Source organism: Leekyejoonella antrihumi (assembly GCF_007845645.1).
GTDB lineage: Bacteria > Actinomycetota > Actinomycetes > Actinomycetales > Dermatophilaceae > Leekyejoonella > Leekyejoonella antrihumi.
Genome location: NZ_VCQV01000017.1, coordinates 19,017 through 44,036 on the forward strand (window position 1 = coordinate 19,017; position 25,020 = coordinate 44,036).

The 25,020-nt window shown below is 67.7% G+C and carries 31 protein-coding genes, 2 tRNA genes and 1 pseudogene; 13 read left to right on the forward strand and 21 right to left on the reverse strand.

What is annotated here, in order from left to right; all coding sequences use genetic code 11:
• The first annotated feature begins 170 nt into the window (after positions 1-170).
• The 4 genes and pseudogenes from FGL98_RS12760 to FGL98_RS12770 all read left to right on the forward strand — a co-directional run bounded on the left by FGL98_RS12760 (position 171) and on the right by FGL98_RS12770 (position 2,094).
• Positions 171-404, forward strand: a complete 234-nt coding sequence (locus tag FGL98_RS12760) for an Lrp/AsnC family transcriptional regulator (protein ID WP_146317227.1) — start codon at positions 171-173, stop codon at positions 402-404.
• On the forward strand, positions 383-835 hold the full coding sequence (locus FGL98_RS12765) for a DUF3515 family protein (RefSeq protein WP_246136526.1): 453 nt from the start codon (positions 383-385) through the stop codon (positions 833-835). Before FGL98_RS12760 ends, FGL98_RS12765 begins: the two co-directional genes overlap by 22 nt.
• Positions 836-891: 56 nt before the next feature.
• Positions 892-1,098: pseudogene (locus FGL98_RS26325) on the forward strand (MerR family transcriptional regulator); the annotation flags it as partial.
• A 141-nt stretch (positions 1,099-1,239) separates the two neighbouring features.
• A complete protein-coding gene (locus FGL98_RS12770; protein WP_246136535.1) occupies positions 1,240-2,094 on the forward strand; it encodes a phosphoribosylaminoimidazolesuccinocarboxamide synthase in 855 nt (284 codons plus the stop codon).
• A 55-nt stretch (positions 2,095-2,149) separates the two neighbouring features.
• Here FGL98_RS12770 and FGL98_RS12775 read toward each other — a convergent pair whose 3' ends face one another.
• The 8 genes from FGL98_RS12775 to FGL98_RS12805 all read right to left on the reverse strand — a co-directional run bounded on the left by FGL98_RS12775 (position 2,150) and on the right by FGL98_RS12805 (position 8,314).
• Positions 2,150-2,743 (reverse strand): sulfotransferase family protein, encoded by a 594-nt coding sequence (locus FGL98_RS12775; protein ID WP_186526150.1) that lies wholly within the window; start codon positions 2,741-2,743, stop codon positions 2,150-2,152.
• Positions 2,744-2,803: 60 nt separating this feature from the next.
• The gene (locus tag FGL98_RS12780; RefSeq protein WP_146317158.1) at positions 2,804-3,799 is read right to left on the reverse strand and encodes an aldo/keto reductase; all 996 of its coding nucleotides are present in this window, start codon (positions 3,797-3,799) and stop codon (positions 2,804-2,806) included.
• Positions 3,800-3,833: 34 nt separating this feature from the next.
• Positions 3,834-4,235 carry a MerR family transcriptional regulator gene (locus FGL98_RS12785; RefSeq protein WP_146317159.1) on the reverse strand — a complete coding sequence of 134 codons (402 nt, stop codon included), beginning with the start codon at positions 4,233-4,235 and terminating at the stop codon, positions 3,834-3,836.
• A gap of 130 nt (positions 4,236-4,365) precedes the next feature.
• Positions 4,366-4,521 carry a hypothetical protein gene (locus FGL98_RS25445; protein ID WP_186526151.1) on the reverse strand — a complete coding sequence of 52 codons (156 nt, stop codon included), beginning with the start codon at positions 4,519-4,521 and terminating at the stop codon, positions 4,366-4,368.
• 62 nt (positions 4,522-4,583) lie between these two features.
• Positions 4,584-4,790 (reverse strand): hypothetical protein, encoded by a 207-nt coding sequence (locus FGL98_RS12790; protein ID WP_146317160.1) that lies wholly within the window; start codon positions 4,788-4,790, stop codon positions 4,584-4,586.
• Positions 4,791-4,855: 65 nt separating this feature from the next.
• Complete coding sequence (locus FGL98_RS12795; RefSeq protein ID WP_146317161.1) at positions 4,856-5,998, reverse strand: NHL repeat-containing protein; 1,143 nt, start codon at positions 5,996-5,998, stop codon at positions 4,856-4,858.
• A gap of 11 nt (positions 5,999-6,009) precedes the next feature.
• Positions 6,010-6,870: a Kelch repeat-containing protein gene (locus FGL98_RS12800; protein WP_186526152.1), complete on the reverse strand. Its 861-nt coding sequence runs from the start codon at positions 6,868-6,870 to the stop codon at positions 6,010-6,012.
• 301 nt (positions 6,871-7,171) lie between these two features.
• Positions 7,172-8,314: a D-alanine--D-alanine ligase family protein gene (locus FGL98_RS12805; protein ID WP_146317163.1), complete on the reverse strand. Its 1,143-nt coding sequence runs from the start codon at positions 8,312-8,314 to the stop codon at positions 7,172-7,174.
• A 71-nt stretch (positions 8,315-8,385) separates the two neighbouring features.
• Between FGL98_RS12805 and FGL98_RS12810 the strand changes: the two genes are divergently transcribed.
• Entirely contained in the window at positions 8,386-9,483 is a 1,098-nt protein-coding gene (locus tag FGL98_RS12810; RefSeq protein WP_246136527.1) for a trans-sulfuration enzyme family protein, read from the forward strand.
• 31 nt (positions 9,484-9,514) lie between these two features.
• Here the strand turns inward: FGL98_RS12810 and FGL98_RS12815 are convergent, their stop codons facing one another.
• A complete protein-coding gene (locus FGL98_RS12815) occupies positions 9,515-10,516 on the reverse strand; it encodes an NAD(P)H-dependent glycerol-3-phosphate dehydrogenase (protein WP_146317164.1) in 1,002 nt (333 codons plus the stop codon).
• Complete coding sequence (locus tag FGL98_RS12820; RefSeq protein WP_246136528.1) at positions 10,516-11,256, reverse strand: lysophospholipid acyltransferase family protein; 741 nt, start codon at positions 11,254-11,256, stop codon at positions 10,516-10,518. Before FGL98_RS12820 ends, FGL98_RS12815 begins: the two co-directional genes overlap by 1 nt.
• Positions 11,257-11,364: 108 nt before the next feature.
• Here FGL98_RS12820 and cofC point away from each other — a divergent pair, with 108 nt between their 5' ends.
• Positions 11,365-12,039, forward strand: coding sequence for a 2-phospho-L-lactate guanylyltransferase (gene cofC, locus FGL98_RS12825; protein ID WP_186526153.1), 675 nt, complete (start codon positions 11,365-11,367; stop codon positions 12,037-12,039).
• 5 nt (positions 12,040-12,044) lie between these two features.
• Complete coding sequence (locus FGL98_RS12830) at positions 12,045-12,257, forward strand: hypothetical protein (RefSeq protein ID WP_146317166.1); 213 nt, start codon at positions 12,045-12,047, stop codon at positions 12,255-12,257.
• A 75-nt stretch (positions 12,258-12,332) separates the two neighbouring features.
• On the opposite strand, the gene FGL98_RS12835 is transcribed toward FGL98_RS12830, so the two are convergent.
• The 3 genes from FGL98_RS12835 to leuC all read right to left on the reverse strand — a co-directional run bounded on the left by FGL98_RS12835 (position 12,333) and on the right by leuC (position 15,256).
• Positions 12,333-12,908: an HU family DNA-binding protein gene (locus FGL98_RS12835; RefSeq protein ID WP_146317167.1), complete on the reverse strand. Its 576-nt coding sequence runs from the start codon at positions 12,906-12,908 to the stop codon at positions 12,333-12,335.
• A gap of 323 nt (positions 12,909-13,231) precedes the next feature.
• On the reverse strand, positions 13,232-13,828 hold the full coding sequence (leuD, locus tag FGL98_RS12840; RefSeq protein ID WP_146317168.1) for a 3-isopropylmalate dehydratase small subunit: 597 nt from the start codon (positions 13,826-13,828) through the stop codon (positions 13,232-13,234).
• A 24-nt stretch (positions 13,829-13,852) separates the two neighbouring features.
• Entirely contained in the window at positions 13,853-15,256 is a 1,404-nt protein-coding gene (leuC, locus tag FGL98_RS12845) for a 3-isopropylmalate dehydratase large subunit (protein WP_146317169.1), read from the reverse strand.
• Between the two features lie 88 nt (positions 15,257-15,344).
• Here leuC and FGL98_RS12850 point away from each other — a divergent pair, with 88 nt between their 5' ends.
• On the forward strand, positions 15,345-16,094 hold the full coding sequence (locus tag FGL98_RS12850; protein WP_146317170.1) for an IclR family transcriptional regulator: 750 nt from the start codon (positions 15,345-15,347) through the stop codon (positions 16,092-16,094).
• On the opposite strand, the gene FGL98_RS12855 is transcribed toward FGL98_RS12850, so the two are convergent.
• Positions 16,091-16,591 carry a DUF4188 domain-containing protein gene (locus tag FGL98_RS12855; protein ID WP_146317171.1) on the reverse strand — a complete coding sequence of 167 codons (501 nt, stop codon included), beginning with the start codon at positions 16,589-16,591 and terminating at the stop codon, positions 16,091-16,093. The genes FGL98_RS12850 and FGL98_RS12855 overlap by 4 nt on opposite strands.
• 60 nt (positions 16,592-16,651) lie before the next feature.
• Here FGL98_RS12855 and FGL98_RS12860 point away from each other — a divergent pair, with 60 nt between their 5' ends.
• From FGL98_RS12860 to FGL98_RS26745, 3 genes are read left to right on the forward strand one after another with little or no spacing between them, the layout of a single operon-like run.
• On the forward strand, positions 16,652-17,260 hold the full coding sequence (locus tag FGL98_RS12860) for a MerR family transcriptional regulator (RefSeq protein ID WP_146317172.1): 609 nt from the start codon (positions 16,652-16,654) through the stop codon (positions 17,258-17,260).
• A gap of 26 nt (positions 17,261-17,286) precedes the next feature.
• A complete protein-coding gene (locus FGL98_RS12865; RefSeq protein WP_146317173.1) occupies positions 17,287-17,529 on the forward strand; it encodes a CapA family protein in 243 nt (80 codons plus the stop codon).
• Positions 17,530-17,567: 38 nt separating this feature from the next.
• Positions 17,568-17,702, forward strand: coding sequence for a hypothetical protein (locus FGL98_RS26745; protein ID WP_281289177.1), 135 nt, complete (start codon positions 17,568-17,570; stop codon positions 17,700-17,702).
• Positions 17,703-17,774: 72 nt separating this feature from the next.
• On the opposite strand, the gene FGL98_RS12870 is transcribed toward FGL98_RS26745, so the two are convergent.
• The 6 genes from FGL98_RS12870 to clpS form a co-directional block, all read right to left on the reverse strand.
• A tRNA-Glu gene (locus FGL98_RS12870) sits at positions 17,775-17,847 on the reverse strand.
• A 109-nt stretch (positions 17,848-17,956) separates the two neighbouring features.
• A tRNA-Gln gene (locus FGL98_RS12875) sits at positions 17,957-18,028 on the reverse strand.
• A 105-nt stretch (positions 18,029-18,133) separates the two neighbouring features.
• Positions 18,134-18,880, reverse strand: coding sequence for an HAD family hydrolase (locus tag FGL98_RS12880; RefSeq protein ID WP_186526154.1), 747 nt, complete (start codon positions 18,878-18,880; stop codon positions 18,134-18,136).
• The gene (gltX, locus tag FGL98_RS12885) at positions 18,877-20,403 is read right to left on the reverse strand and encodes a glutamate--tRNA ligase (protein WP_146317175.1); all 1,527 of its coding nucleotides are present in this window, start codon (positions 20,401-20,403) and stop codon (positions 18,877-18,879) included. The genes FGL98_RS12880 and gltX overlap by 4 nt, the downstream gene beginning before the upstream one ends.
• Positions 20,404-20,453: 50 nt before the next feature.
• Positions 20,454-21,041 carry a DUF2017 domain-containing protein gene (locus FGL98_RS12890; protein WP_146317176.1) on the reverse strand — a complete coding sequence of 196 codons (588 nt, stop codon included), beginning with the start codon at positions 21,039-21,041 and terminating at the stop codon, positions 20,454-20,456.
• Positions 21,042-21,356 carry an ATP-dependent Clp protease adapter ClpS gene (gene clpS, locus FGL98_RS12895; protein WP_146317177.1) on the reverse strand — a complete coding sequence of 105 codons (315 nt, stop codon included), beginning with the start codon at positions 21,354-21,356 and terminating at the stop codon, positions 21,042-21,044. It abuts the gene before it with no gap.
• A gap of 23 nt (positions 21,357-21,379) precedes the next feature.
• Between clpS and FGL98_RS12900 the strand changes: the two genes are divergently transcribed.
• Together FGL98_RS12900 and FGL98_RS12905 are read left to right on the forward strand one after the other, a co-directional pair.
• On the forward strand, positions 21,380-22,738 hold the full coding sequence (locus FGL98_RS12900; RefSeq protein ID WP_146317178.1) for a nicotinate phosphoribosyltransferase: 1,359 nt from the start codon (positions 21,380-21,382) through the stop codon (positions 22,736-22,738).
• Between the two features lie 40 nt (positions 22,739-22,778).
• A complete protein-coding gene (locus FGL98_RS12905; protein WP_146317179.1) occupies positions 22,779-23,384 on the forward strand; it encodes an isochorismatase family protein in 606 nt (201 codons plus the stop codon).
• 543 nt (positions 23,385-23,927) lie between these two features.
• Here FGL98_RS12905 and FGL98_RS12910 read toward each other — a convergent pair.
• Positions 23,928-25,016: an FUSC family protein gene (locus FGL98_RS12910; RefSeq protein ID WP_246136529.1), complete on the reverse strand. Its 1,089-nt coding sequence runs from the start codon at positions 25,014-25,016 to the stop codon at positions 23,928-23,930.
• Positions 25,017-25,020: the final 4 nt, after the last annotated feature.

Sequence of the window (25,020 nt, forward strand, 5' to 3'; positions counted from 1 at the left end):
TCCCTCACTCCGATACCTCGCGGGGACCCCGGCTAGAACCACCCCACAAAGCTCTCCGCTCGTGCCTCACTCCGATACTTCGCGGGGACCCCGGCTAGAGTGAGGTCCTCGCCCGGCGGATCCGCCGGGTGCAGCACCCTTCCCGCACGGCACGCACCCTCGGAGGCGAGATGGTCCAGGCATACATCCTCATTCAGACGAACGTCGGCAAGGCGCGGGACGTCGCGGCGAAGGTCGCGGAGATCGACGGAGTGTCCCTGTCCGAGGACGTGACCGGTCCGTATGACGTGATCGCGCGCATCGAGGCCGAAGACGTGAACGCGTTGGGCAGTCTCGTCATCGCCAAGATCCAGGACACCCCGGGCGTCTCGCGAACCCTCACGTGCACCATCGTTCACGTCTGAGCCTGCTGCTCCTACCCGCGCTGGCGGTGAGCCTCGCCGCGTGCGGCGGTTCACCGTCACGGGTCAAGGTGACAACCGCCAAGTATGCGGGGCTGCCTGCATGCGCGCGAGCCGCTGCGCACTGGCCGAGCACCGTCTCCAACCAGACGTCCCGCAAGACGTCGGTGAAGTCACCCACGGTGAAGGCCTGGGGCGACCCGCCCATCATCGCGCGCTGCGGGGTGACCGCACCCGGACCCAATCCGAACTGCATCACCGTCAACGGCGTCGACTGGGTAGTGAACCCGTTGTCCGACGGCAACGAGATGGTGACCTTCGGCAGATCCCCGGCCATCGAGGTCCTCGCGCCGAAGAAGTACTCCGCGGAGCTGCTACCGGCGTTCACCGCCGCGGCCAAGGCGATCCCGCAGGGCCCGCACCACTGCACCTAGTTGCCGTCGAGCCCGGCGCTTGACCTTGACTCTGCGTCAACTTGTACGGTCGGCGCATGACTTCGAGCGAGTTCTCGATCCAGGAGGTCGTGCGGCTTGCCGGGACGACATCTCGAACCCTTCGCCACTACGGCGACGTCGGGCTGCTCGCACCCAGCCGCATCGGCTCGAACGGGTACCGCTACTACGACGCCGATGCGCTGGTGCGACTGCAGCGAATCCTGCTGTTACGCGGACTCGGACTCGGCATACCGGCCATCGCCCAGATTCTTCGGGACGGGGCTTCGGATGTCGACGCGCTCGGCTCGCACCTGCGCTGGCTCGAGGAGGAGAAGTCGCGACTCGACCGGCAGATCGCCAGTGTCGAATGCACCATTCGATCGCTACAAGAAGGCGGAAAAGTCATGGCAGAGCGGATGTTCGACGGATTCGACCACGACTATTCCGGCAAGGTGCGCGACCTCTACTCGTCGCCCGAGCATCCAGACCGGGTTCTCATGGTCGCAAGCGACCGCGTGAGCGCGGCCGACCAGGTGCTCTCGCCCGCGATCCCCGGCAAGGGAGCCCTGCTCACCGAACTCAGCGTGTGGTGGTTCGACCAGTTGCAGGAAGTGACCAACCACCTGGCGCCCCGCGAGGAGTGGACGGCCATCCCGGGGTCCGTCGCCGACCGCGCGATGCTCGTGACGCAGCTGGCGATGTTCCCCATCGAGTGCGTCGTGCGCGGCTACCTCGCGGGCAGCGGCTGGGTCGAATACCAGCAGAGCCAGAGCGTGTGCGGTGTCGAGCTTCCCGCCGGACTGCAGGAGGGTGACAAGCTCCCCGAACCGATCTTCACCCCGGCGTTCAAGGCCCCGACGGGCCAGCACGACGAGAACATCACGTTCGAGCGCATGACCCAGCTCGTCGGGATCGAGAATGCGACTGCACTGCGCGACCTGTCCCTCCTCACGTTCGACCGAGCGTCCACGATCGCGGAGGCCAAGGGCATCATCCTCGCCGACACCAAGTTCGAGTTCGGTGTGACCGATGGTGTCATCACCCTCGGCGACGAGGTGCTGACCTCCGACTCGAGTCGCTACTGGGATGCCACGACCTATGCAGCCGGCCATCGCGGCCAGAGCTTCGACAAGCAGCCTGTGCGCGACTGGCTCAAGGAGCACTGGAATGGCGAAGGCGAACCGCCCGAACTCGAGCCCGCCGTGGTCAGCGCGACCTCGGACCGATACCAAGCACTGGTCGATCGGCTGACCCGGTGACGTCGATCGACGCCACCGCGGGCAGGGCTGGCTCAGGACGCGTGGGTCGAACCTGTCACGGCAATTCGCGTGCGTTGAGGTGCGGAACGGGCACGTCGGGGATCGGAACGCCAAGGGAGTCGCACAGGGGCTGCCATCCGTCGGAGACCTGCCACTGGACCAGACGATCGCCGGGACAGCTGGTGCGAACGTCGTCGACGTGGGCCTCGTAGGCCGCGACGGCTCGTTCGCGATCGAGGAAGCCCTCCCAACCCCCGAAATGCTCGTCCCAGACCGCAGCGAGCAGCCTGGCGACCTCGGGTGGTCCAACGTCTTGACCCGGTGCCGTCCATGCGTGAATCGAACCGAGTGCGCTGTCATACCAGGACTGCGCATCTCGCACGGTCAAAAGGACTCGGGCCTGCGGCCACAGCGCCGCGAACTCGCGCCATTGCCAGCACCCCGGCCAGTCCACGCAGGAATCGAAATCGCCGAGCTCCGTACGCCAGTCCACCGATTCTCCTAAGCGGTGGCTGTTCCACAGCGACGCCAGCTCCGGGCGGCTCCAGACGTCTTGCATCTGAAAACAAGGGCCGAAGCCGAGGAGTTCCAGTGCGGCCGCCGCCGACGTGGTCCCCGTCCGACCCCAGCCCGCACCGATGACTCGCATACGGACAGTGTGCCCGCTGCGCGATCCGGCTTCGGCCTCTGGTATATCTACTCGCCGAGTTCAGCGGTCGATGGAGTTCATGTCGCCGTAGCGTTCGCCGACTACCGAGCCGCGCGGGACCGCGGCTTCGAGGGCGGCGAGCTCTTGGCCGGAGAGCCGCACGTCGAGTGCGCCGGCGTTCTCCTCGAGGTAGCGCACCCGCTTCGTGCCGGGGATGGGGACGATGTCTGCGCCCTGCGCGAGGACCCAGGCGAGGGCAAGCTGGCCTGCGGTGCAGCCCTTCTGCGCTGCGAGCTCCGCTACGTTCTCGACGAGAGCGAGGTTGGCCTCAAGCGCTTCTCCTTGAAAGCGGGGGAAGTACGCGGTCCGCCGCGAGTCGCTCAGCTCGAGCGAGGACTCGGAGGTGATCGCCCCCGTCAGGATGCCGCGGCCGAGCGGGGAGTAGGAGACCAGCCCGATGCCGAGCTCGAGGAGCGTCGGCCGGACCTCGTCCTCCAGGTCCCGGGTGAACAGCGAGTACTCGGTCTGCAGTGCGGTGATCGGGTGGACGGCGTGGGCCCGGCGGATCGTGGCGGCGGAGGCCTCGGACAGGCCGAGGTGGCCCACCTTGCCGTCCTCGACGAGTCCGGCCATGGCGCCGACGGTCTCCTCGATCGGGACCGACCGGTCGACACGGTGCTGGTAGTACAGGTCGATGTGGTCAACGCCCAGTCGCCGAAGGCTTGCGTCGCAGGCCTTCCGGACGTAGTCGGGGCTGCCGTCGATGCCGAGGCGCGCGCCGTCCTGGTCGCGGACGTTGCCGAACTTCGTCGCGAGCTGAACTTCGTCGCGGCGTCCGGCGATCGCCCGCCCGACGAGTTCTTCGTTGATGAACGGTCCGTACATGTCGGCGGTGTCCAAGAAGGTGACGCCGAGGTCGATCGCGCGACGGATGGTGTCGATGCCGCTCTGCTCGTCGCCGGTGCCGTAGAACTCCGACATGCCCATGCAGCCGAGGCCGAGCGCGGAGACGGTCAGGGGTGAGGTCGCACCGAGAGTGCGTGTTGAGGTGGCCATGCGCCCTAGTCAACGCCTTGGAGTGCACTCCAGGTCAAGCCGGCTCCTCAACCTCGGTGAGCGCGTCCTCGTAGATCCCGATCTTCCTCTCGATCGCTCCGAGGTGCTCAGTGATCTGTGCGAGCCGGTCGAGAACGTTCCGGCGGTGTGCCCGCAGCAGATCGAGCCGCCCGGCCTCGGTGCCGGGCCCGTCTCGGACGAGCGCTGCATACCGACGGACGTCTCGGATCGGCATGCCGGTCGCGCGAAGCCGGGTCAGCAGGTCGATCCAGCGCAAGTCCTCGGCCTCGTATCGCCGGTGCCCGCTCGCTGCTCGCCGCACGGGCCGCAGAAGCAGCCCGTCACGTTCGTAGTACCGCAGGGCGTCGCTGGTCAGACCCGTGCGTGCGGCGGCATCGGCAATGGACAGCCCGGACGGCGGGAGATCGACAGGCATCACCTCACGATGATGTCACCCTGGAGCGCACTCCAGGCAATCCGACGTCCGGTCGGCGATGCGTCGAAGACGGATCGATGCTTACGGGTCGCCGGGCTCGCGTATGCGCGGGCCGGCCGGCAGACGAGCGTCAGTACGCGTCGCTCACTCCGTCACCCTGTAGGCGAAGGTAGGCGGCGTGCACCATGTCGTGTGCTCTCGTGTCGTCCGCCGGGAACACGGCGTCCGCAGCATGCCTGATGCACAGCGGCTGCTGGTCAACGACGAAGTATGCGCGATGCGGCACCCGACGGCACCACTCACACTGAACTTCACTCCCATCAGGCGGCATCGAAACCGGCTGCGGGTTCATCCACCTGCCGTCGTCGTTGCGCCCGCGATCCAGCCGAAGTCCCACCCGATCGAGATCGCTGCTGAGGCCGCGCGCCACCCGGCCAGTCGGATCTCGTAGGCCGATGACGGTGCGGGGCGTGGCGACAGGGCTGGCGTGCGGCCATCGACCGGCACACCATACGTCCACCGAGCGGCAACCCATGGTGCGGCTGACCCGATCACGGGCGCAATCCGTCCACCGAGCGTCAACCTATGGCGGCCACCGGGCAGTCTCGCGGCGGGCCCCGTCAGTGGCCGGCGTTGAGCATCCGGTCGACCAGGGAGTTCGGCGGGACCAGGTCAACCCCGTCCGGGTTCGACAGGTAGCCGGCGCGGCTGCCCTTGTGGTGGGTGTACCCGTACTGCCAGACGATCTTGTTGGTGCGCGGGTCGATGATGAACACCCGCTCGTTGTAGTCGTCATTGCACACGATGTCGCCGTTGGGCATGGGCAGCGCCAGAGAGGGGTGGTCCATCGCCGCCGTACCGGTGGGCTTGTATCGCCACAGGGCGGTGCCGGCCTTGTTGAAGATGACGATCTGTCCCGGATAGGAGTAGTCGACCGTCAGGTAGCGATTGGGGGCAATCTGGTTGGTGTCGGAGGGGTAGAGGACCTCCGGAGGGTGGGTGGACCACATGACCTTGCTTCGCAGGTTCATCGCCGTCACCCAGTCGCCGCGGATCTCGGTGACCAGGAACTGGTTGTTGCCGAGCGGGAACATGCCGTTCGGGGCGCCCCAGTCCTGTGGCGGGTGGTGATAACCGCCCGTGATCCCGCCCCAGACCTGGCTGGGTCGGTGCGCGCCCTTGGCGATGTGCAGCAGTCGCTGGTTCTTGATGTCCGCGGTGACAATCGAGCCGTCCTTGAGCATGATCGCGTCATCCGGGTTCCACACCCGGTCGGGCCCGGTGCCATGGACGCCGGGTTTGCCGTACTCGTAGGTGATCTTGTGGGTCGCGATGTCGATGACCCGGATGACGTAGTCGTCCTCCTCGGTGGCGATGATGTGACGACCGTCGGGGGTGAAGAACGCGTCGTCCGGGATCAAGAACGTCTGGCCGGGTGCGAGATCCCCCTTGCGCGGAAACTCCCAGCGGATCCTTCCCTGCGGGTCGACGATGATCAACCGGTTGTTCGCCTTGTCCGCGATCAACAGGCCGGTCGGCAACGCTGCCGGGTCCGAGCCGGGCTGCAGGTGCCCGACGCTGTTCGGCGGGGGGCTTCCTTGCCAGGGTTGCCGGGCGGCGGTGGCCGTGCGCGCTGCCGCATGGTGCGTCGCACGGGCAGAGTGCGAGGACCCGTGGGACGAGGGAGTCGTCCCACTGCTGCAGGCCGCGAGGCCGAGGGCTACTGCGGCAAGGAGAGTCAATCGGGCGGGACTCTTGGGCATCGTGGGTCTCCTCATGGGGTGATGACGACTCGCTGGACGTAGGGCTGGGGGGTGGAGACCGTCTCGCCGCCCACCAGCCACACCGTGCGACCCGTGACGACCGCGGGGGCGTTCGATACGGGCACCGGCAGGTTGCCCACCGACACCAGGTGGCCGGTATGCGGGTCGAGTCGGTCGATGGAATGCGTAGCCGTCGCGGTGGTCTCGGCGGTCTCACGACCGCAGAGGAGGTAGATGACTCCCGCGACAGGCACGGCATTCGCACCCGTCAACGGGTGCGGCAGGTGAGCCATGACTCGCGCCGACCGGCGAGCAGGGTCGATCATCTGCACGACGTCCACCGCCCGACCGGCATCCGGTCCTTGGGTCGCCTGACCACCGAGGACATAGATCACGCCTCCTAGTGTGACCACAGCCGGATAACGCACGGGCACAGGGAGATCCGCCACATCGGTGAAAGTGCGACCGTTGGTGGTGGCGAGAACCATGGGGTCGGCGACCGACCCGTCATACCCGCCGACGATGAACAGCCTGCCACCCACCGTGACACCGGTGGCGTCCGATCGGGGCCGCGGCAGCCGCCCGGTGACCCGCGGTCGCCCGGTCACCGCGGTCGCCGACACAGTGACGGTCTGCACCTGCCCGAGCGTGGTCGGGGCACCACCGCCGACAACCATCTCCTGGGTGCCGACAAGCCCGGTGGCGGCATCGTGCACGGGCAGCGCCAACGTGCCCACCCGGCGGGTAGTGCCCGAGGCGAGGTCGAGCAGGTCGACCTCGCCGCTGGAGACTCCCCCGGCGCGCAGCCCGCCCAGCACCGTCACGTGCGTGTCGTCGACCCGAAGGACGGCCTCCCGGCTGACCTGCGGCACCCGCCACGGCATCACAGCGGCGCGAACACCCGCGTGCGTCCGCGGGGGCCCGGCGCCGACCGGTTGTGTCGCCCGTGACGTCGGTGAATGGATCGGGTCAGGAGTCGATCCCGAGCAACCAGCCGCACCCGCAAGCGATGCGAGGGCCAACAGGGCAGCCCCCGCAGACGCCGTCCGGTGGCACCGGACGTAGTTCCTCGGACATGGCACGACCCGATGCTTGACTGTGCGCCTGAGACGATGCTGAGCCGGCTCCGACCGGTCCCTCGCCGGCCGGGTCCGAGGTCCGCCTTCGTGGGTTTCAGCGCAGTCCGATCCGACGTTCCAGCGCGAGCTCGATCAGCTCGGTGATCAGGCTGGTGTAGTCGATGCCGGCCGCGTCCCAGGACCGCGGGAACATCGAGGACGGAGTGAATCCCGGCATCGTGTTGATCTCGTTGAGCACCACTCGACCGTCCCGCTGATAGAACCAGTCGACCCGGCCCAGGCCCTCACAGCCGGCCGCCTCGAACGCCTTGACGGACAGCTCCTTGATCTCCTTCGCGGCCGCGTCGGGCAGATTCGCCGGGCAGGTCAGCTGCGCGTCGTCGCCCAGGTACTTCGCCTCGAAGTCGTAGAAGCCGTGCTTGCCCTTGACCACCTCGATCTCGCCGACCTCGCCCGGACGAGCCGGTTGCGCGCCGTGGCCCTCGAGCACACCGCATTCCACCTCTCGCCCCTCGATGGCGGCCTCCACCAGCACCTTCGGGTCGAACTGCCGAACGTGCTCGATCGCGTCCTTGAGGTCCTCGGGTCGGTCCACCTTGACCACGCCGACGCTTGATCCGGCGCGGGCAGGCTTGACGAAGACCGGCCAGCCGAGAGCCGGCACCGGATCCATGCAGCTGGCCGGGTCGCGACGCCACTGCTTGTCCGTGATGACGACATAGGGGCCGACCGGCAGGCCGGCGGAGGTGAAGACCACCTTCATCAGTGCCTTGTCCATCATGACCGCAGACGCGGCAACACCGGACCCGGCATACCGCACGTCGCCCAGCTCGAGGAAGCCCTGCAAGGTGCCGTCCTCGCCGAATGGACCGTGCAGCAGCGGCAGCACCACGTCGACCTCCGCGAGCAGCTGCGGAGGCTGCCCCGGGTCCATAACGGTCAGCTCGCTATTGGATGGATCTGCCGACAGCACAACCTCTCTGGTGCCCTCGACGCGCGGGGTGCGGCCGATGGCCAGCTGGAGCGGTTCGGGGTCGTCCGCCATCAGCACCCATCGGCCCTGCTCGGTGATCCCGACAGGCACGATGTCGAACCGGTCCCGGTCGATCGACCGGAGCACACTCGCGGCGGTCGCGCAGGAGACGGCGTGCTCGGACGACCGGCCGCCGAAGACGATCGCGACAACGGGCTTGGCGGACCGGGATCCGGCTGGGCTGGGGTGGGCTGCAGTGCTCATCACGCCTGAGCGTAGCGCCCGATATGCGGTCGCCGGTGCTGCCGGCCTCTTCGGCGTGCCACCCTGTCGCCATGCCACAGATGCCGTCCGACCTGTCCGTCGACTCGCAACTGGTGACCTTGGGCCGCCCACCACGTGAGCCCGGCGCACCGGTTGGGCCGGCCGTCGAGCTGACGTCGACCTATCTGGCGGACGGCGAGCTCAGCTATGCGCGCAGCGGCAACCCCACCTGGAGTGCCTTCGAAGAGACGCTGGGATGCCTCGAGGGCGGTCGCGCTCTGGCGTTTGCCAGTGGCATGGCGGCCATCGCCGCCAGTCTGTCCCTCACTGGCCACGGTGGCAGCGCATCCCGCCCGCCGGGGACCGTCGTGGTGGCCCCACAGCATGCCTACAACGGCACTGGCGGCCTGCTGGCACAGCTGGAGTCCGACGGGGCGCTGCAGGTGCGTCGGGTGGACGTCACGCGCACGAGTGAGGTTGTGCAGGCCATGGACGGCGCCGCGCTGGTCTACCTCGAGTCGCCTACCAACCCGATGCTCGAAGTGGCCGATCTGCCCGCCGTGTTCGAGCAGGCCCGTGCCCGCGGAGTCCTGTCGGTCTGCGACAACACCTTTTCCACGCCGCTGCTGCAGCGGCCGATCGAGCTCGGCGCCGACGTGGTCGTGCACTCCGTGACGAAGTACCTGTCCGGACACTCCGATCTTCTGCTCGGAGCCACGATCGCCGCGAGCGACGACCTCCACGAACGCCTCACCACCTATCGCACTCTGCACGGAGCCATTCCCGGACCGATGGAGACCTGGCTGGCACTACGCGGTATGCGGACCCTCCACCTGCGTCTGCAGCGGGCCTGCGCGAGCGCGGCCGTGCTGGTGGATCGTCTCCAGCAGCACCCGGCCATCGAACGGGTCCGCTATCCCGGCCGGGGCGCGATCATCGCCATCGAACCGGTCGGTGGCATCGCGAGTGCCAAGGCGCTGGAGCACGCCGTGCGGCTCTGGCTGCCGGCCACCAGTCTCGGCGGTGTGGAGTCGATGCTCGAGCGACGCCGCCGCCACCCACTGGAGCCCAAGTCCGTGCCGGAGCACCTGGTGCGTCTCAGCGTCGGCATCGAGGACGTCGAGGACCTCTGGCGTGACCTGGACACCGCACTGCGCGCCGGCAGCTGATCCTCCCCGGAACCCGGCCCAATAGACCGGGCTAGGAAGCCTCGTGCTTGCGCGCCCGGGACATCAGTGCCTCAAGGACATCGATCGGTTTGCGGCCCTCGTGCACGACTGCCGCGACGTTCTCCACGATCGGCACCTCGACGTTCACCGACCGGGCAAGCTGCAGAATCGACTCGCACGACTTGACGCCTTCGGTGGTCTGCTTGGTCACCGCGACGACCTCCGCCAAGGTCATTCCCGTGCCGAGCTTGTAACCGAAGGTCCGGTTGCGAGACAGCGGAGACGTGCATGTCGCGACCAGGTCGCCCACACCCGCGAGGCCTAGGAACGTCTGCGGATCCGCGCCAAGAGCGGCGCCGAGTCGTGCCGTCTCTGCGAGCCCTCGGGTGAGCAGGCTGGCCATGGTGTTCTCTCCCATGCCCATCCCGCTCGCCATCCCGACGGCCAGCGCGATGACGTTCTTCACGGCTCCGGCAATCTCTGTCCCGACCACGTCGCCGCCCAGGTAGGGACGAAAGTAGGGGGCTGCGCTCACTTCCGCGACCTTCGCACGCATGCGGGCGCTGCTGGACGCGACAACTGCCGCAGCGGGCTGCTTCGCGGCGATCTCCTTGGCCAGATTCGGGCCGGAGACTACGACGATCCGCTCCAGCTCCACCTTCCCGGCCTCGGCGATGACCTGGCTCATCCGGCTTGCCGTGCCGAGCTCGATTCCCTTCATCAAGGACACGATCGCTGCATCTCGAGGTAGCGCCGGCCCCCACTGGGCGAGGTTGTCGCGCAGGCTCTGCGACGGCACGGCCAGGACGACGATCTCGGCCCCCTCGACCGCCCGCTCCGGGTCGCTGGTCGCGGTCACAGACTCCGGAAGCATCAGTTCCGGCAGGTATGCACTGTTGACGTGGGTCGCCGAGATCTCGTCGGCAACCTCCCTGCGCCTGCTCCAGAGGCACACCTCCTGGCCGGCATCGGCCAAGATGGCGGCGTATGCCGTGCCCCAGTTGCCGCTGCCCAGCACCGCTGTACGGGTCATCACTGCGCTCCCTTGTATCCACCGTGCTCGTTGGGGTTCCAGCGCGTCTCGGGTGCTTCCATCCGTCGTGCCAGAGCCACCTGCGCGGTGATCGCGTCCATCAGCCGCTCGGTCGCCAGCTTCAGCAGGCCCCCGGTCACTTGCTGCCCACGCAGATCATCCAGGTCGACCGGAGGACCCGCATACACGTGGATCGTCTTGCGGGGCAGGAGTCTGGGCACCCTGCCACGGTAGGGCCAGAGCACGTCCTGTGTGCCCCACACTCCGACGGGAAGCAGTGGACATCCCGTCTCCAGGGCTATCCGGGCGGCCCCGCTCTTGCCCGTCATCGGCCACAGGTCGGGATCTCGGGTCAACGTGCCCTCGGGGAGGACGCACACGCAGGCGCCGTTCGCGATGGCCTTCAGCGCGGCGCTGAAGGCGTCTACGGCGCGCGCCGTGCCGCGATAGACCGGGATCTGGCCGGTGCCCTCCATGGCCTGCCGCACGCCGGGAGGCTTGAAGAGCGAGCTCTTCGCGAGGAAGTGCGGAGCCCTGCCCTGGTCCACGAGGAAGTGGGCGAGCACGAAGGGATCGAGGTAGGACAGGTGATTCGAGGAGACGACGAATCCGTCCGTCCGAGGGACATATTCCGTGCCCCTCCAGTCCTGGACGGTGATCTGTCGAAGCATCGGTCGCAGCCCGGCGATCACATGCTCGTAGAGGGGCGTGATCTGCTCGCTCATCGGTGGGCGGGACAACCGGGCCTCCTTCGCTAACGATGTTCGAGCCATCTTGACCGGTGCTGGCTCTGCTGTCGACCGGAACCGCCGACATCTGTCGACAACCCATCTGACACCATCATGCCCGTGAATGCCGCAGTCACCTCGACCTGGCACCTGGTCGTCCCAGTGAAGGACCACCACCAGGGCAAGTCACGGCTGCATCCACCGCACGGGGTCCAACGTAGCGACCTCGCGCTCGCCATTGCCATAGATACGTTGGAAGTCGTCCTCGAGGTCCTACCGGCGGACCACCTCGTGGTCGTGAGCAGTGACTCCGAGATCGCCACGCACGTGGGTCTCCGGGGGGCCCGCGTCCTGCCCGACCCCGGTCGCGGTCTCAATGCTGCTGTCGTTGCCGGTATCACGGCAACCATCAGCCATCACCCGGGCGTGGCCGGTGCTATCCTCCTCGGCGACCTGCCTGCACTGACGGCGACCGAGCTGTATGACGGTCTGCATGCCTGTGCTGCCGCCGAGTCCTCACTCGTGCCCGACCATGAGGGCACGGGCACAGTGCTGCTGGCTCACCACGACGTGGCGCGCCTACAGCCCCGTTTCGGCACCGGCTCCGCGGCTCGACACGCGCGCACCGCAACTCGGCTGGATCTTGCACTCCCTCGCCTGCGCACCGATGTCGACGACGATGTCGCGCTTGCAGCGGCATCCGCGCTCGGCCTCGGGCCGGCGACCTCACGCGTGCTGGCCAATCGCTCAAGCACAGGGCCCGATGACCTGACGGGCGAGATGTCACTACCCTGAACGTCGTGCAGGCCACCATTCATCGTTTCGACCTCGCGACCGGCGAGGGCTCCGTCCTGACCGACAACGGGCGCGAGCTCGCGTTCAGCGCATCGGTGTTCTCCGCCTCGCGTCTGCGCCATGTACGCACCGGACAGCGGGTCAGCATCGACGTCGGTCCCTCCGGGGTGGAACGGCTGTGGATCGAGGGAATCGGCCCGGGCCAGCGCATTCGATAGCCGCCGAACGCCCCGGAAGTGCCGACCCCTCAGCGGGATCGGCACTTCTCGGTGTACGCCTGGTCAGTGACCCGACTAGCGCTTTGCTGCCCTCTTTGCCGTGGTCTTCTTCGCGGCAGCCTTCGCCGGAGCGGCCTTCGTGGCGGTGGTCTTCTTCGCGGCAGCCTTCGCCGGAGTCGCCTTCTTGGCCGTGGCCTTTGTGGCGGTGGTCTTCTTCGCGGCAGCCTTCGCCGGAGTCGCCTTCTTGGCCGTGGCCTTCTTCGCCGCAGTCGCCTTCTTGGCGGTGGTCTTCTTCGCGGCGGCCTTCTTCGCCGCGGGTGCCGCGGAGGTGCCCGCGCTCGCGCGGCCACCGGCGTTGCCCGACTTCGGCAACGAACGGGGGTTGGCGACGACCGACTTGAAGGCGGTGCCCGGCTTGAACTTGGGCACCGCGGTCTTACGGATGCGCACCGTCTGACCGGTGCGGGGGTTGCGGCCGGTGCGGGCTGCCCGTGCGATCTTCTCGAATGTGCCGAAACCGGTGATGCCCACCTTGTTGCCCTTGGCAACCTCGCGGATGATGGCATCGACAACGGCCTCGACCGCCTCGCTGGCAGCCTTCTTGCTGCCGAGGCGATTCTCCAGACTCTCGATGAGTTCTGCCTTGTTCATGGTTGCCCCTTCAGGGATACACGCGACCCGGCTGTCGCCGGCTCTGCCTCTTTCACACCGGACGATTAGTCCGGCTGGGACAGACGGTATGCCGCGCAGGGCCTTGGCGGCAAGCCGACCCGCCCTTGCATCGCCTTGTCGCACAACAGCATTGGCGGGCAATTTTGGACTCATTCCACCCGGCGCGACACATTCGCAGAGTCTGACGAGAAAACTTCAGACCTTCGGGTGAAATTCGAATCTTATTTATTCCGAACTTTATTCAGCATGACGAAAGCGCCGGCACCTCGCTTTCAACGAGGTACCGGCGCTTCCTGAGCCGATCAGCGAGCCGGCTCTACCCGGGGTTTCCAGGCGGGCCGAGACGTTTCAAAGTTCTTGATCTCATCCGCGTGTCGCAGCGTCAGACTGATGTCATCGAGGCCCTCCAGGAGGCGCCAGCGGGTGTACTCATCCACCTCGAAGGCGAACACGTGCTCCCCCGCAGTGACCATCCGATGCTCCAGATCGACGGTCACCTCAGTGCCCGGACTGTTTTCGAGCAGCTTCCACAGCAGCTCGATGTCCTCCTGCCGCAGCTGCGCGGTCAGCAGCCCGGACTTGCCCGAGTTGCCTCGAAAGATGTCAGCGAACTTTGATGACAGCACAACCCGGAAGCCGTAGTCCATCAGGGCCCACACGGCATGCTCTCGGGATGATCCGGTGCCGAAGTCCGGCCCGGCCACGAGGACCGAACCTCTGGTGTAGACCGGATTGTTGAGAACGAAGGTCTCATCACCGCGCCATGCGGCGAACAGCCCGTCGTCAAACCCGGTCCGAGTCACCCGCTTGAGGTAGACCGCCGGAATGATCTGGTCGGTGTCGACATTGCTGCGGCGCAGCGGCACGCCAACACCGGTGTGCGTAGTGAACTTCTCCATGACAGCTGTGTCCTTCCCTGCGCCTCAGCGGCTTCCGGCCAGGTCGGCTGGGCTCGAAAGCGTGCCCCGAACGGCTGTTGCGGCGGCAACCCCCGGGCTCACCAGGTGAGTTCGGCCACCCTTGCCCTGCCGCCCTTCGAAGTTGCGGTTCGACGTGGACGCACTCCGCTCCCCGGGTGTCAGTTGATCGGGATTCATCCCCAGACACATCGAGCACCCGGCCAGTCGCCACTCGGCGCCGGCTTCGGCGAAGACCCGGTCGAGCCCTTCGGACTCGGCCTGCAGACGCACTCTTGCAGAGCCGGGCACCACCAGCATGCGTACGCCGGCAGCAACCTGCCGGCCCTTGATGACGCCGGCCGCCGCGCGCAGATCCTCGATGCGGCCATTCGTGCAGGACCCCAGGAAGACCGTGTCGACCTTGATGTCCCGCAACCGGGTCCCGGGCTCCAGGCCCATGTAGGACAGGGCCCGCTCGGCGGCCGAACGGTCGCCCTCGTCGGGGAACATCTCCGGGTCGGGCACGCTCGCCGACAGCGGCAGGCCCTGACCGGGGTTGGTGCCCCAGGTCACGAATGGCGCCAGGGTGGCGGCATCGATGTCGACGACCGCGTCGAACTCCGCGCCGTCGTCGGTCCGCAACTCCCGCCAGGCGGTCACCGCCGCATCCCACTCGGATCCCTTGGGCGCGTAGTCACGTCCGTGCAGGTACTCGAAGGTCGTCTCGTCGGGCGCGATCAGGCCGGCCCGTGCTCCGGCCTCGATCGACATGTTGCAGATCGTCATCCGCGCCTCCATGGAGAGGCTGCGAATGGCCGACCCGCGATACTCGAGGACGTAGCCCTGACCGCCGCCCGTGCCGATCTTGGCGATGACGGCCAGGATGATGTCCTTGGCCGAGACGTCGTCCGGCAGGTCGCCGTCGACGTTGATCGCCATGGTCTTGAACGGTTTCAGCGGCAGCGTCTGGGTTGCCAGGACATGCTCGACCTCGCTGGTCCCGATGCCGAACGCGAGCGCGCCGAAGGCACCGTGCGTCGAGGTGTGGCTGTCGCCGCAGACGATCGTCGCCCCCGGCTGGGTCAGCCCGAGCTGCGGACCGATGATGTGCACGATCCCCTGCTCCGCATCACCCATCGAGAAGAGCCGCACCCCGAACTCGGCGCAGTTCTTGCGCAGCGTCTCCACCTGGGTCAGACTGACCGGGTCGGTGATCGGGCCGGGCGTGGTCGGCACGTTGTGGTCCTCGGTCGCCACTGTTAGATCGGGGCGGCGAACGGACCGGTCGGTGAGGCGGAGACCGTCAAATGCCTGGGGGCTGGTCACCTCGTGCAGCAGGTGAAGGTCGATGTAGAGCAGGTCGGGTTCCCCGTCGGCCGCCCGCACGACGTGCTGGCGCCAGACCTTCTCAGCCAGTGTCTTTTTCAACGCTTTCTCCTTCCATCTGTGACAAGAATCTCGCGGGAGTTCGAGTGAAGGACTTGCGTCTCGCGGAATGAGACGTCAGTATCAGTGCATGGACAACTCTAGCGGAGTGGGCGTGCTCGACAAGGCCGCCATCGTGCTCTCAGCCCTGGAAGCCGGTCCCTCGACCCTGGCCCAGCTGGTCGCGCACACCGGACTCGCTCGCCCCACGGCGCACCGCCTGGCGGTTGCGCTCGAGCACCACCGACTCGTCGCGCGCGACATGCAGGGTCGCTTCGTGCTCGGCCCTCGCCTGAGCGAGCTTGCGTCGGCCGCCGGCGAGGACCGACTGCTTGCCGCCGCCGGGCCGGTGCTCGGAGCGCTTCGGGACCACACGAATGAGAGCTCGCAGCTCTTCCGCCGTCAAGGTGACCAGCGGATCTGCGTTGCGGCCGCCGATCGCCCCATGGGGCTGCGGGACTCGATCCCGGTCGGAGCCACGTTGTCGATGCAGGCGGGCTCGGCCGCACAGGTGCTGCTGGCCTGGGAGGAGCCCGACCGACTGCACCGAGGACTCCAGGGTGCCAAGTTCACCGCGACGATGCTGTCCGCCGTTCGCCGACGTGGATGGTCCCAGAGCGTCAGCGAGCGCGAACAAGGCGTGGCCTCCGTCTCGGCGCCGGTGCGCAGCCCGTCCGGCCGCGTCATTGCCGCGGTCTCGATCTCCGGCCCGATCGACCGAGTGTCCCGCCAGCCGGGTCGGCTGCATGCGGCCACGGTCGTCGCGGGCGCCAACAAGCTCACCGAGGTGCTCGCGCGAGCACACGCGGCCTCACAGCCGCGGCAGAGCGAGTCCGCCTAACCCTTCCACGACGCGATCCGCTCACGCGCGCGCTCACCACGACGGGCGACCGGCACCGAGCCGGTCGCCCGAGCCAGGCCCGTCGGCGCCATCCCCGTGTAGATCGACTCGTGACCGCCCGCCGGGATGCGATAGGTCTCGTGCCAGATGCCGACCGCACCGTCGCCACGGCGCGCCCTGCGATAGAACGCCCCCCAGGCCGGCCGGTGTCGTAGCTCGGTGTCGTTTGCGTAGGCGTAGATGTCATCGACGCTGCGCCAGTACTGCAGCACCGTCGGCCCGCGCCCGTCGACCATCGTGCGGGCGTCATAGAAGCCCCACCAGGGGACGTCGCCGGCCCGTGCGGCTGCCTTGTTCTCGTAGAGCTCGGTCAGCATCGGCCGCATTGCGGCGATCGTCGGCCCCCAGAGGTCCGGTCGCCACACGGCATTGATCCGCATACCGATCAGGAACACGGCGAGCTCACCGGTGTGGGCGTGCGTCGTGCGGTCACCCATGATTTCCTCCATTGGATAGTAGCGCTCTCCAATAATGGCTAGTAGTACTATCCAATGTCAATGAAGATCTCCCAGCTCTCAGACGAGACCGGTGTTGCCCGCGCCACCTTGAAGTACTACCTGCGCGAGGGCCTCCTGCACGCCGGTGCGAGCCGGGGACGCACCCAGGCCGACTACGACGCGTCGCATGTGGCACGCGTGCGGCTGGTGCGTGCGCTCATCGAGGCCGGCGGTCTCAGCCTCGCGAGCGTCAAGGAGGTGGTGCAGGCGCTCGAGAGCCCACCGGACAGGCGCCACGACCTGCTCGGCGCCGCGCAGTGCGCCCTGACGGGCAGCACGAGGGCGGAGCCTGTCTCCTGTCCACGAGCACGGGCGCTGATGAACGACCTTAGCTGGCGGATCGACCCCGGCTCACCCCTGTTGACCGATCTCGAGCACCAGTTGGATGCCGCGGATGCGGCCGGTGTTGCGGTGCCGGACGAGCGACTACGCACCTACGCGACCAGCATGCACGAGGTCGCACAGGTCGACGTCGAGTCCGTGCCGGACGACCCGCAGGGCGCGGTGCGCCAGGTCGTCGTGGCGACGGTCCTGATCGACCCGATCCTGATCACCCTGCGCCGGCTCGGGCAGCAGGATGTCAGTGCGCAGCGGTTCGGCCTCGACTGAGGGTGGTTCGTCACTGCGCTGGGCGTATGCGGGCGCAGCTGCCCTACAGCTACTCGGTGGACAACGCCGTAGAGCACGACACCGCCCAGCCGCCACCGTCGGCTCCCTGGCTGCGCACCAATCTCTACCCCGCCCGCAGCTCGGCCGGCATCGTTGCCGACGCGCGGCGGGCACGGGCCGCCCGCGCGGACATCGTGATCGTCTCGATGCACTGGGCCCGTCGGCGGATCTGTCGGAGTCCGCTCAGGACGGTGTCATCGCGACCCTGACGTTCCGGCGCGACGCTCACGGCCGGATCCACCGGTCGATGTCCTACCTGCCGGTCTACGTCGGCCCCGGTCATGTCGTGCACAAGGCACCTGTCGGCTCCGCGTCCTACCGGCGCACGGTGCAGTCGATGAGCTCCCTGGGTGGCGAATGTCACGCAACCGCGACGCACTGACGCCACCAGCAGAGCTGCGCCGATGAAATATGAAGGACCCCGGCTCGGATGAGCTGGGGTCCTTCACGAATGTAGCCCCGACCGGATTCGAACCGGCGCTACCGCCTTGAGAGGGCGGCGTGCTAGGCCGCTACACAACGGGGCCATTGCGTCTTTCACACTCGGCGAGCCGAATGCGCAAGCGGACGAAATCCTACGGCATCCGTGAGATTTCTCCGAATCCACCACGATCTTGCAATCGCTGTTGATCAGCGCTGGGGTACCAGGACTCGAACCTAGACTAACTGAACCAGAATCAGTCGTGCTGCCAATTACACCATACCCCAAGGGGGTATCACGCCCCACAATCCTGAAGGGGTGAACCGAGGGGAGACTCTACCTGCCTCGGGTCCTCTAGCCCAAATCGAGGCCGTGACTCGGTGCCCCGCGAGCTAGACCTCGGTGAGCGTCTCGACGACGCGGATGTGCGCAGGGATCTCCGCCGCGGCCGGCGCGCGGTCGAACGCCACCTTCGAGTCCACTCCCCCGCTCGTACGGTTCAACCAGATGCCGGTCATCCCCGCCGCCGCCGCACCGAGCGCGTCGGCGTGCAGGTCGTCCCCGATGTACGTCGATCGGCCGGGGTCGATGCCGATCAGCTGGCAGGTGTGGTGGAAGACCCTGGGGTCCGGTTTGCCGAAACCCAGCGCATCGCGCGTTACGACGCAGTCGAAACGTCCCGCGAGCCCGGTCGCCTCGAGCTTGGCCTTGGTGAAGTCGTCGTTGGAGTTGGTGAGCAGACCAACCGGTGTCCCCTGCGCTCTTATCCGCTCGATGAGCGGCACGGCATCCTCGAAGAGCCGGCCCGGCTCGCCGTAGGCCGCGCGGAACGCCGGCGCGAACGCCGTGTCGTAGCGGGGACCGGCATCCTCCACCGGATCCAGGCTGAACTTGTCGCACACCGCCGTCAGGCGGACGGCGCGCATCTGCTCGAACGTGATCTCGCCCTGCATGAAACGGCGGAAGAGCCCCGCCGGGTCGTCGCGATACAGCCGCGCGGCCGCCCGGTGCACGTCGGTCGGTGCGTCCGGCCACAAGGCCGCCATAGCCACCGCACCGGCAGCCACGAGGGCCGCTGTCGTGTCGATCAGAGTGTCGTCGAGATCGAGCAGTACGCCGGCGACGGCGCGACCACTCACAGCGAGGCGCGCAGGCCGTGCAGGCGTGCGAGGGTCGATTCCTTTCCCAGGATCTCCATCGACTCGAACAGCGGGGGTGAGATCTTCTGGCCGGACACTGCGGTGCGTAGCGGCCCGAAGGCGAGCCGGGGCTTGATTCCCAGCCCCTCAACGAGTGTCTCGCGCAAGACCGCCTCGATCCGCTCGGCGGTCCACTGCGCACCATCCGACGCACCGACGGAGTCACTGATCGGCTCAAGGACGGCAGTTGCGGCGTCGAGGACCTGTGGCGCGCCGTCCTTCAGCTGCTTGCGGGCATCGTCGGCAACCTCCAGGGCGGCGTCGTCGAGATAGAACGGCGCCACGAGCGCGGTCGCGTCGGTCAGCAACGTGATCCGAGTCTGGATCAGCTCACCAATCCGCTTGAGACGCGCCAGGTCGTCGGCGGATGGCTGCTCCGACAGCACACCGTCATGCTGGAGGTGGGGCAGTAGACGCGCGCACAGGTCATCCAACTCGAGCTCGCGGATGTAGTGTCCGTTCAGCCAGGTGAGCTTCTCCAGGTTGAAGATCGGGCCGACCGCGTTGACCTTGGACCAGTCGAAGCGCTCGGTGAACTCGGCGAAGGTGAAGATCTCCCGCTCACTCCCGTCCGACTCGATGATCGGCGGATAGCCGAGCAGCGCCAGGAAGTTGATCAGGGCCTCGGGAAGGTAGCCCCGCTCCTTGAACCAGGTGAGGCGCGCCCACGGGCTCTTGCGCTTGGAGATCTTCGCCTTCTTCTCATCACGCAGCAGAGGCATGTGCGCGAAGTGCGGCATCGGCAGGCCGAGCCACTGGTAGAGCAGGATGTGCTTGGGCGTGCTGGAGATCCACTCCTCGCCGCGCACCACGTGGGTGATGCCCATCTCGTGGTCGTCGACGACAACGGCGAGGTGGTAGGTCGGGAACCCGTCGGCCTTGACGATCACCTGGTCGTCGGGTCGCGGTGCGCTGACCTGGCCGCGGATCAGGTCGGTGAACGTCAGCTGGACGTCGTCCGGGACCAGCATGCGCACGACCGGCTTGTCGCTGAAACCGGGCAGCTCGGCGCGCTCCTCGCGCGTCTTGCCGTAACACATCCGGTCATAGCCGGTCGGCTGCTTGGTCTTCTGCTGCATGTCACGCATCTCGGCGAGCCGCTCACTGGAGCACCAGCAGTTGTACGCATGGCCCTCGGCAACCAGTTTGTCGGCATACGGCTTGTACGTGCCGAGTCGCTCGGACTGCCGGTAGGGCTCGAACGGCCCACCGAGGTCCGGGCCCTCGTCCCAGTTCAGTCCGAGCCAGTGCAGCGTGTCGAAGATCTGCTGCTCGCTGTCCTCCTGGAACCTGACGCGGTCGGTGTCCTCGATGCGCAGGATGAACTTGCCACCCTGCTGGCGAGCGAAGGCCAGGTCAAACATCGACATGTAGGCCGTGCCGACGTGCGGGTCGCCGGTCGGGGACGGTGCCACGCGAAGTCGGACGGGACGGCCATCGCTGGGTGCAGAAGAGGTGCTCATGATGGGCCGATCCTAGTCAACCCCTGCGACAGCACCGTCAGTCCGTCGGCTCAGCCCATCAGCGCCTGGGCGAGCGACTCCTGCAGCCAGGTGAGAAAGTCGTAGTAGGCATAGAGCACGACGACGGGGTCGTCCAGGCCCTCGGACGCCTCCAGTCGGGCCTGCAGCCGCTCACCGTCCTCCTCGGTCTGCAGGCCCACCCGATCGCCGAGGACCAGCCGCACGTCGGTGAGCGCAACCATCAGGTCCTGCGCCTGCGCAACGTCGAGCACCACCTTGGTGCCCCGGCCGCCGGACTCGCCGCGCAGCGCATCGGCAGCAGCCTTCAGACGCGTCGCCTTGGTCCGGCGCAGGCCGTGCTCCGTGAGCCGGCGAAACTCCGCCGAGATCTCCGGATCGTCCCGACTGGCATCCGGCAGCAGGCGCCGCAGCGCCGAGTCACGATCGGCGAGCTCCTCTTGGCCCGGGCCCTCCCCCATACTCGACATCAGGTCGGTAAAGACATCACCGGTCACCTCGTCGTAAGCCGGCGCAACCAGTTCATGGGTCTGCGTCAAGAGCTCGACGACCAGCCCACGCTCCTGCTCACCGAGCCGGCCAACGATCTGGGGTCCCTTACGTTTGAATGCGGTTGCCACTCACTCGTCCTTCTGAAGGGTCGCCCACAGGCTGTAGCCGTGCATGGCCTCGGTGTCGGCCTCCATCTTCTCGCGCGACCCCGACGACACGACGGCGCGGCCCTGGGTGTGCACCTCCATCATCAGCCGCTCCGCCTTCTTCCTGGAGTAGCCGAAATAGCTCTGGAAGACCCAGGAGACGTAGGACATCAGGTTGACCGGGTCGTTCCAGACAATCGTCACCCAGGGCCGATCGAGACCCTCCTGGACGTCGGTATTCCGCTCGACGTCGCGATCGACGTCGGGCGTTGCATGCTCAGGGGGCGCCACGGACACGCCTTCCACCCTAAGGTGGCCGGGTGAGCATCGACACCACCCCCGCGGCCGACGCCGCTCGTGCCGGGTCCACGGCACTGCTGACCGACCACTACGAGCTGACCATGCTGGAGGCCGCGCTGCGCAGTGGCGCTGCCCACCGGCGCAGCGTCTTCGAGGTCTTCGCTCGGCGGCTTCCGAACGGCCGGCGCTACGGGGTCGTGGCCGGGACCGGGCGTTTCCTGGACGCCCTCGAATGCTTCCGGTTCACGCCGGCTGACCTGGACCGGCTGCGCAGCCGGGGCATTTTCGATGCGGACACGCTGGAGTGGCTCGCAGCCTACCGGTTCTCCGGCGACATCTGGGGGTATGCCGAGGGCGACGCCTACTTCCCTGGGTCCCCTCTCCTGGTGGTCGAGTCGACCTTCGCAGAAGGCGTGATCCTTGAGACCCTCGCCCTGTCGATCCTCAACCATGACAGTGCGATCGCGGCGGCAGCGTCGCGGATGACGGCGGCCGCCGACGGGCGGCCGTGCATCGAGATGGGCTCGCGACGCACCCACGAGCAGGCAGCCGTCGCCGCCGCACGAGCGGCATACCTCGCGGGGTTCGATGCCACCTCCAACCTCGAGGCCGGTCGCTCCTTCGGCGTGCCGACCGCCGGCACCGCCGCGCACGCGTTCACCCTCCTGCACGACACCGAGCGGGAGGCGTTCCAGGCGCAGGTGGACTGCCTCGGCTCCGGCACGACGCTGCTCGTCGACACCTACGACGTGCCACAGGCAGTCGAGCTCGCGGTGGACGTCGCCGGCACCGAGCTCGGCGCGGTGCGCCTCGACTCCGGCGACCTGCTGCAGCAGGCGCGCGAGGTGCGCGACCAGCTGGATGCGCTCGGGGCCACCCAGACCCGCATCGTGGTGACCTCCGACCTCGACGAATACGCCATCGCGGCCCTGCAGGCCGGCCCGGTCGACTCGTATGGTGTCGGCACCAGCCTGGTGACCGGATCCGGGGCGCCGACGGCCGGCCTGGTCTACAAGCTCGTGGCCCGCGAGAACGGGTCCGGTGAGCTGATCGGGGTGGCCAAGAAGAGCCAGGACAAGCTGTCGGTCGGGGGTCGCAAGTATGCGTTGCGCCGACTCGGCGCAGACGACGTCGCCGACGCAGAGCTCATCGGCATCGGCGAGCCCCCCGAGGTGGGCCGGGTTTCGGCGGGAGTCAGGACATCGGCCAGGGACCTTCTGGTCCCGCTGGTCCGGCGGGGCGAGGTGGTGTGGACGGGCACGCTGGGTGACGCCAGGGCGCGACATGCCGCGTCGATGGCCGAGCTGCCGGTCCAGGCGGCGCAGCTGTCACGTGGCGAGCCCGTCATCTCGACGATCTACCAGGGCCGGCAGGACTGACCGCAGGCGCATCCCGTGCGCCCGGCCGTAGAGTCGGAGCATGAGTGAGACGCGCCGTGGGCTGATCATCGTCGATGTGCAGAACGACTTCTGCGAGGGCGGCTCGATGGGCGTGACCGGCGGTCGCGACGTCGCCGCGGCCATCTCCCGCTACGTGACGCAGCAGGGCGAGTGGTATTCCGCGCTCGTCGCCACCGCCGACTGGCACCGCGATCCTGGATCGCACTGGTCCGATGCACCGGACTTCGTGAACAGCTGGCCAGTCCACTGCGAGATCGGCACCCACGGAGCTGAGTTCCACCCGGCGGTCCAGCCTGCCGTCGACCGGGTAGAGGCCATCTTCCGCAAGGGCGAGTTCAGCGCTGCCTACAGTGGTTTCGAGGGCTCGGCAACAGTCGAGGGCGGCACCGAGAGTCTGGCCGACTGGTTGTCCGGACACGCCATCGACGCGGTCGACGTCGTCGGCATCGCCACCGACTACTGCGTGCGGGCGACCGCGCTCGATGCCGCCGCCGCGAACCTCTCCACCCGCGTGCTCCTAGGCCTCACGGCCGGCGTCGCCGCGAGCAGCACTGCGAAAACGCTGACCGAACTGGCAGGCGCCGGGGTCATACTCAGCGGCGAACCGGTCGTCCGCACCGCGTAGCTCACCGGCCCCTCGGCCCGCATCAGCAACGAGACAGCATCAGACGACTCCCGAGACCGTGACGGGTGGTGTTGATCGTGGCCGGCGCCCAACCACCATAGGTTGACTCGGTGGACGTATGGTGCGCAGGCCGACAGGCGTTCGGCCCACGGTGAGGACTCCCGGGCCGCAGCTCGTGGACCGCCACCTCCTTCCCCGGCCGGGGTTGCACGCCTCTCAGCGTCACGCCGCTGAGGTCGCAGTTTTCGACGCTGCCCGTCAACCAGATCGCAATTCTCTGCCCTTCCACCCAGTTTTGAGGCGAAGAACTGCGATCTCGACGACGTGCAGGCCGAGGAACAACAAGTCGTCACGGGCCTCCTGCCAGCCCTGTCGCCACACCCGTACCGTCGTGTGGCACGTCGCCGGCAAGAACCCGCTGGCCGGGGACTACGTCAGCCCGTACGCGGTACGGCTCGACGCCGTGCTGGTTACTTGCGACGCCAGGCTGGCTAACACGAGAGGACCATGCTGCGCCTTCGAGCAGATCCCCTGACCGGTCCGCTAGCCCTGTGGCGCCCGCGACCTTGACCGGCGGCCGGGGAAGTAGTCGGGCACCAGCAGCGCGACCACGCCCACGGTTGCACCCAGCAACGTCTCCAGGAAGCGATCGGCCAGCATCGGACCAACCGCCACCGGGTGCGCGAGCTGACCCATCATGAGGGCCAACGGCGTGATCGCCAGCAGTGCCAGCGAGTAGTTGCGTCCGATCAGCATCTCCGCGGCGACCTGCAGCACGGCGATGACGCCCACGGCGGCCAACCCCGTCGGATGCGGGCTGAGGATGGCGGCGGCCACCAGCAGTCCCACGAGGGTGCCTACGACCCGATGCGATGCTCGCGTCAGACGCGATCGCAGGTCGGGGCCGGACATCGCCACGACGACCGCGACCATTGCCCAGTATGGGTGGGTGCCACCCATGGCCATGCCGATGCCGCCGGCAATCGGCGTTGCGATGAGGTAGCGCACGACATCGCTGCGCACTCCTGGCATCCCCAACACTGACCGTAGGCTGCGCATCCGCAGCTGCGGGCGGCGCCATGACTTCGGCTCGCGCAGCGACCCCGCATGGCCGATCAGCATGGCCAGCAGCGCACTTCCGCCGGCCACGCCTGCCGCGATCAACAGCCCGAACCCGGTGGCGGGCATGATCGCGCACACGGCAAAGCCGAACACCATGAACAGCGGTCCCGGCGGATGCCAGTCGAATGCGCCGGACAAGAGGTATCCGCCGGCGGCAACCACAGATCCGAGAATCACACTCAGCACGCGACCGTCGTGGGTGAGTGAGACGGCCACGCCGAGCAACACGGAGAGGGTGAGGCACAGGCCGGCCGCGGCCTGCATACCCATGCGGCTGGCGTGGTTCTCACGCCGTCCGTAGAGCGACGTGAACGCGCCGAACGCGGCATACGGGGTCCAGGGCACGTGACCGGACAGCACGAGCACCGCGAGCGGCACCAGCATCGAAAGGCCGGCGCGCACCGCGACGCGATGAGCACCGGCGTGCGGGCCGATGGCGAATACGCCCGAAAAGAGCTGACCGACAACACTTGTCGGCCCAGTCGACGGTTCCACGGGACGCGTACTCACCGGC

What these genes read in the sequence shown, in the direction of transcription:
- FGL98_RS12770 (WP_246136535.1), top strand. Translation starts at nt 1,240, where the DNA reads ATGGCAGAGCGGATGTTCGACGGATTCGACCACGACTATTCCGGCAAG.
- FGL98_RS12810 (WP_246136527.1), top strand. Translation starts at nt 8,386, where the DNA reads ATGCCACAGATGCCGTCCGACCTGTCCGTCGACTCGCAACTGGTGACC.
- leuD (WP_146317168.1), bottom strand. Translation starts at nt 13,828, where the DNA reads ATGGAGAAGTTCACTACGCACACCGGTGTTGGCGTGCCGCTGCGCCGC.
- FGL98_RS12860 (WP_146317172.1), top strand. Translation starts at nt 16,652, where the DNA reads ATGAAGATCTCCCAGCTCTCAGACGAGACCGGTGTTGCCCGCGCCACC.
- gltX (WP_146317175.1), bottom strand. Translation starts at nt 20,403, where the DNA reads ATGAGCACCTCTTCTGCACCCAGCGATGGCCGTCCCGTCCGACTTCGC.
- FGL98_RS12850 (WP_146317170.1), top strand. Translation starts at nt 15,345, where the DNA reads ATGGACAACTCTAGCGGAGTGGGCGTGCTCGACAAGGCCGCCATCGTG.
- FGL98_RS12760 (WP_146317227.1), top strand. Translation starts at nt 171, where the DNA reads ATGGTCCAGGCATACATCCTCATTCAGACGAACGTCGGCAAGGCGCGG.
- FGL98_RS12775 (WP_186526150.1), bottom strand. Translation starts at nt 2,743, where the DNA reads ATGCGAGTCATCGGTGCGGGCTGGGGTCGGACGGGGACCACGTCGGCG.
- FGL98_RS12905 (WP_146317179.1), top strand. Translation starts at nt 22,779, where the DNA reads ATGAGTGAGACGCGCCGTGGGCTGATCATCGTCGATGTGCAGAACGAC.
- FGL98_RS26745 (WP_281289177.1), top strand. Translation starts at nt 17,568, where the DNA reads ATGTCCTACCTGCCGGTCTACGTCGGCCCCGGTCATGTCGTGCACAAG.
- FGL98_RS12835 (WP_146317167.1), bottom strand. Translation starts at nt 12,908, where the DNA reads ATGAACAAGGCAGAACTCATCGAGAGTCTGGAGAATCGCCTCGGCAGC.
- FGL98_RS12805 (WP_146317163.1), bottom strand. Translation starts at nt 8,314, where the DNA reads ATGAGCACTGCAGCCCACCCCAGCCCAGCCGGATCCCGGTCCGCCAAG.
- FGL98_RS12795 (WP_146317161.1), bottom strand. Translation starts at nt 5,998, where the DNA reads ATGCCCAAGAGTCCCGCCCGATTGACTCTCCTTGCCGCAGTAGCCCTC.
- FGL98_RS12865 (WP_146317173.1), top strand. Translation starts at nt 17,287, where the DNA reads ATGCGGGCGCAGCTGCCCTACAGCTACTCGGTGGACAACGCCGTAGAG.
- FGL98_RS12855 (WP_146317171.1), bottom strand. Translation starts at nt 16,591, where the DNA reads ATGGGTGACCGCACGACGCACGCCCACACCGGTGAGCTCGCCGTGTTC.
- FGL98_RS12780 (WP_146317158.1), bottom strand. Translation starts at nt 3,799, where the DNA reads ATGGCCACCTCAACACGCACTCTCGGTGCGACCTCACCCCTGACCGTC.
- FGL98_RS12785 (WP_146317159.1), bottom strand. Translation starts at nt 4,235, where the DNA reads ATGCCTGTCGATCTCCCGCCGTCCGGGCTGTCCATTGCCGATGCCGCC.
- FGL98_RS12815 (WP_146317164.1), bottom strand. Translation starts at nt 10,516, where the DNA reads ATGACCCGTACAGCGGTGCTGGGCAGCGGCAACTGGGGCACGGCATAC.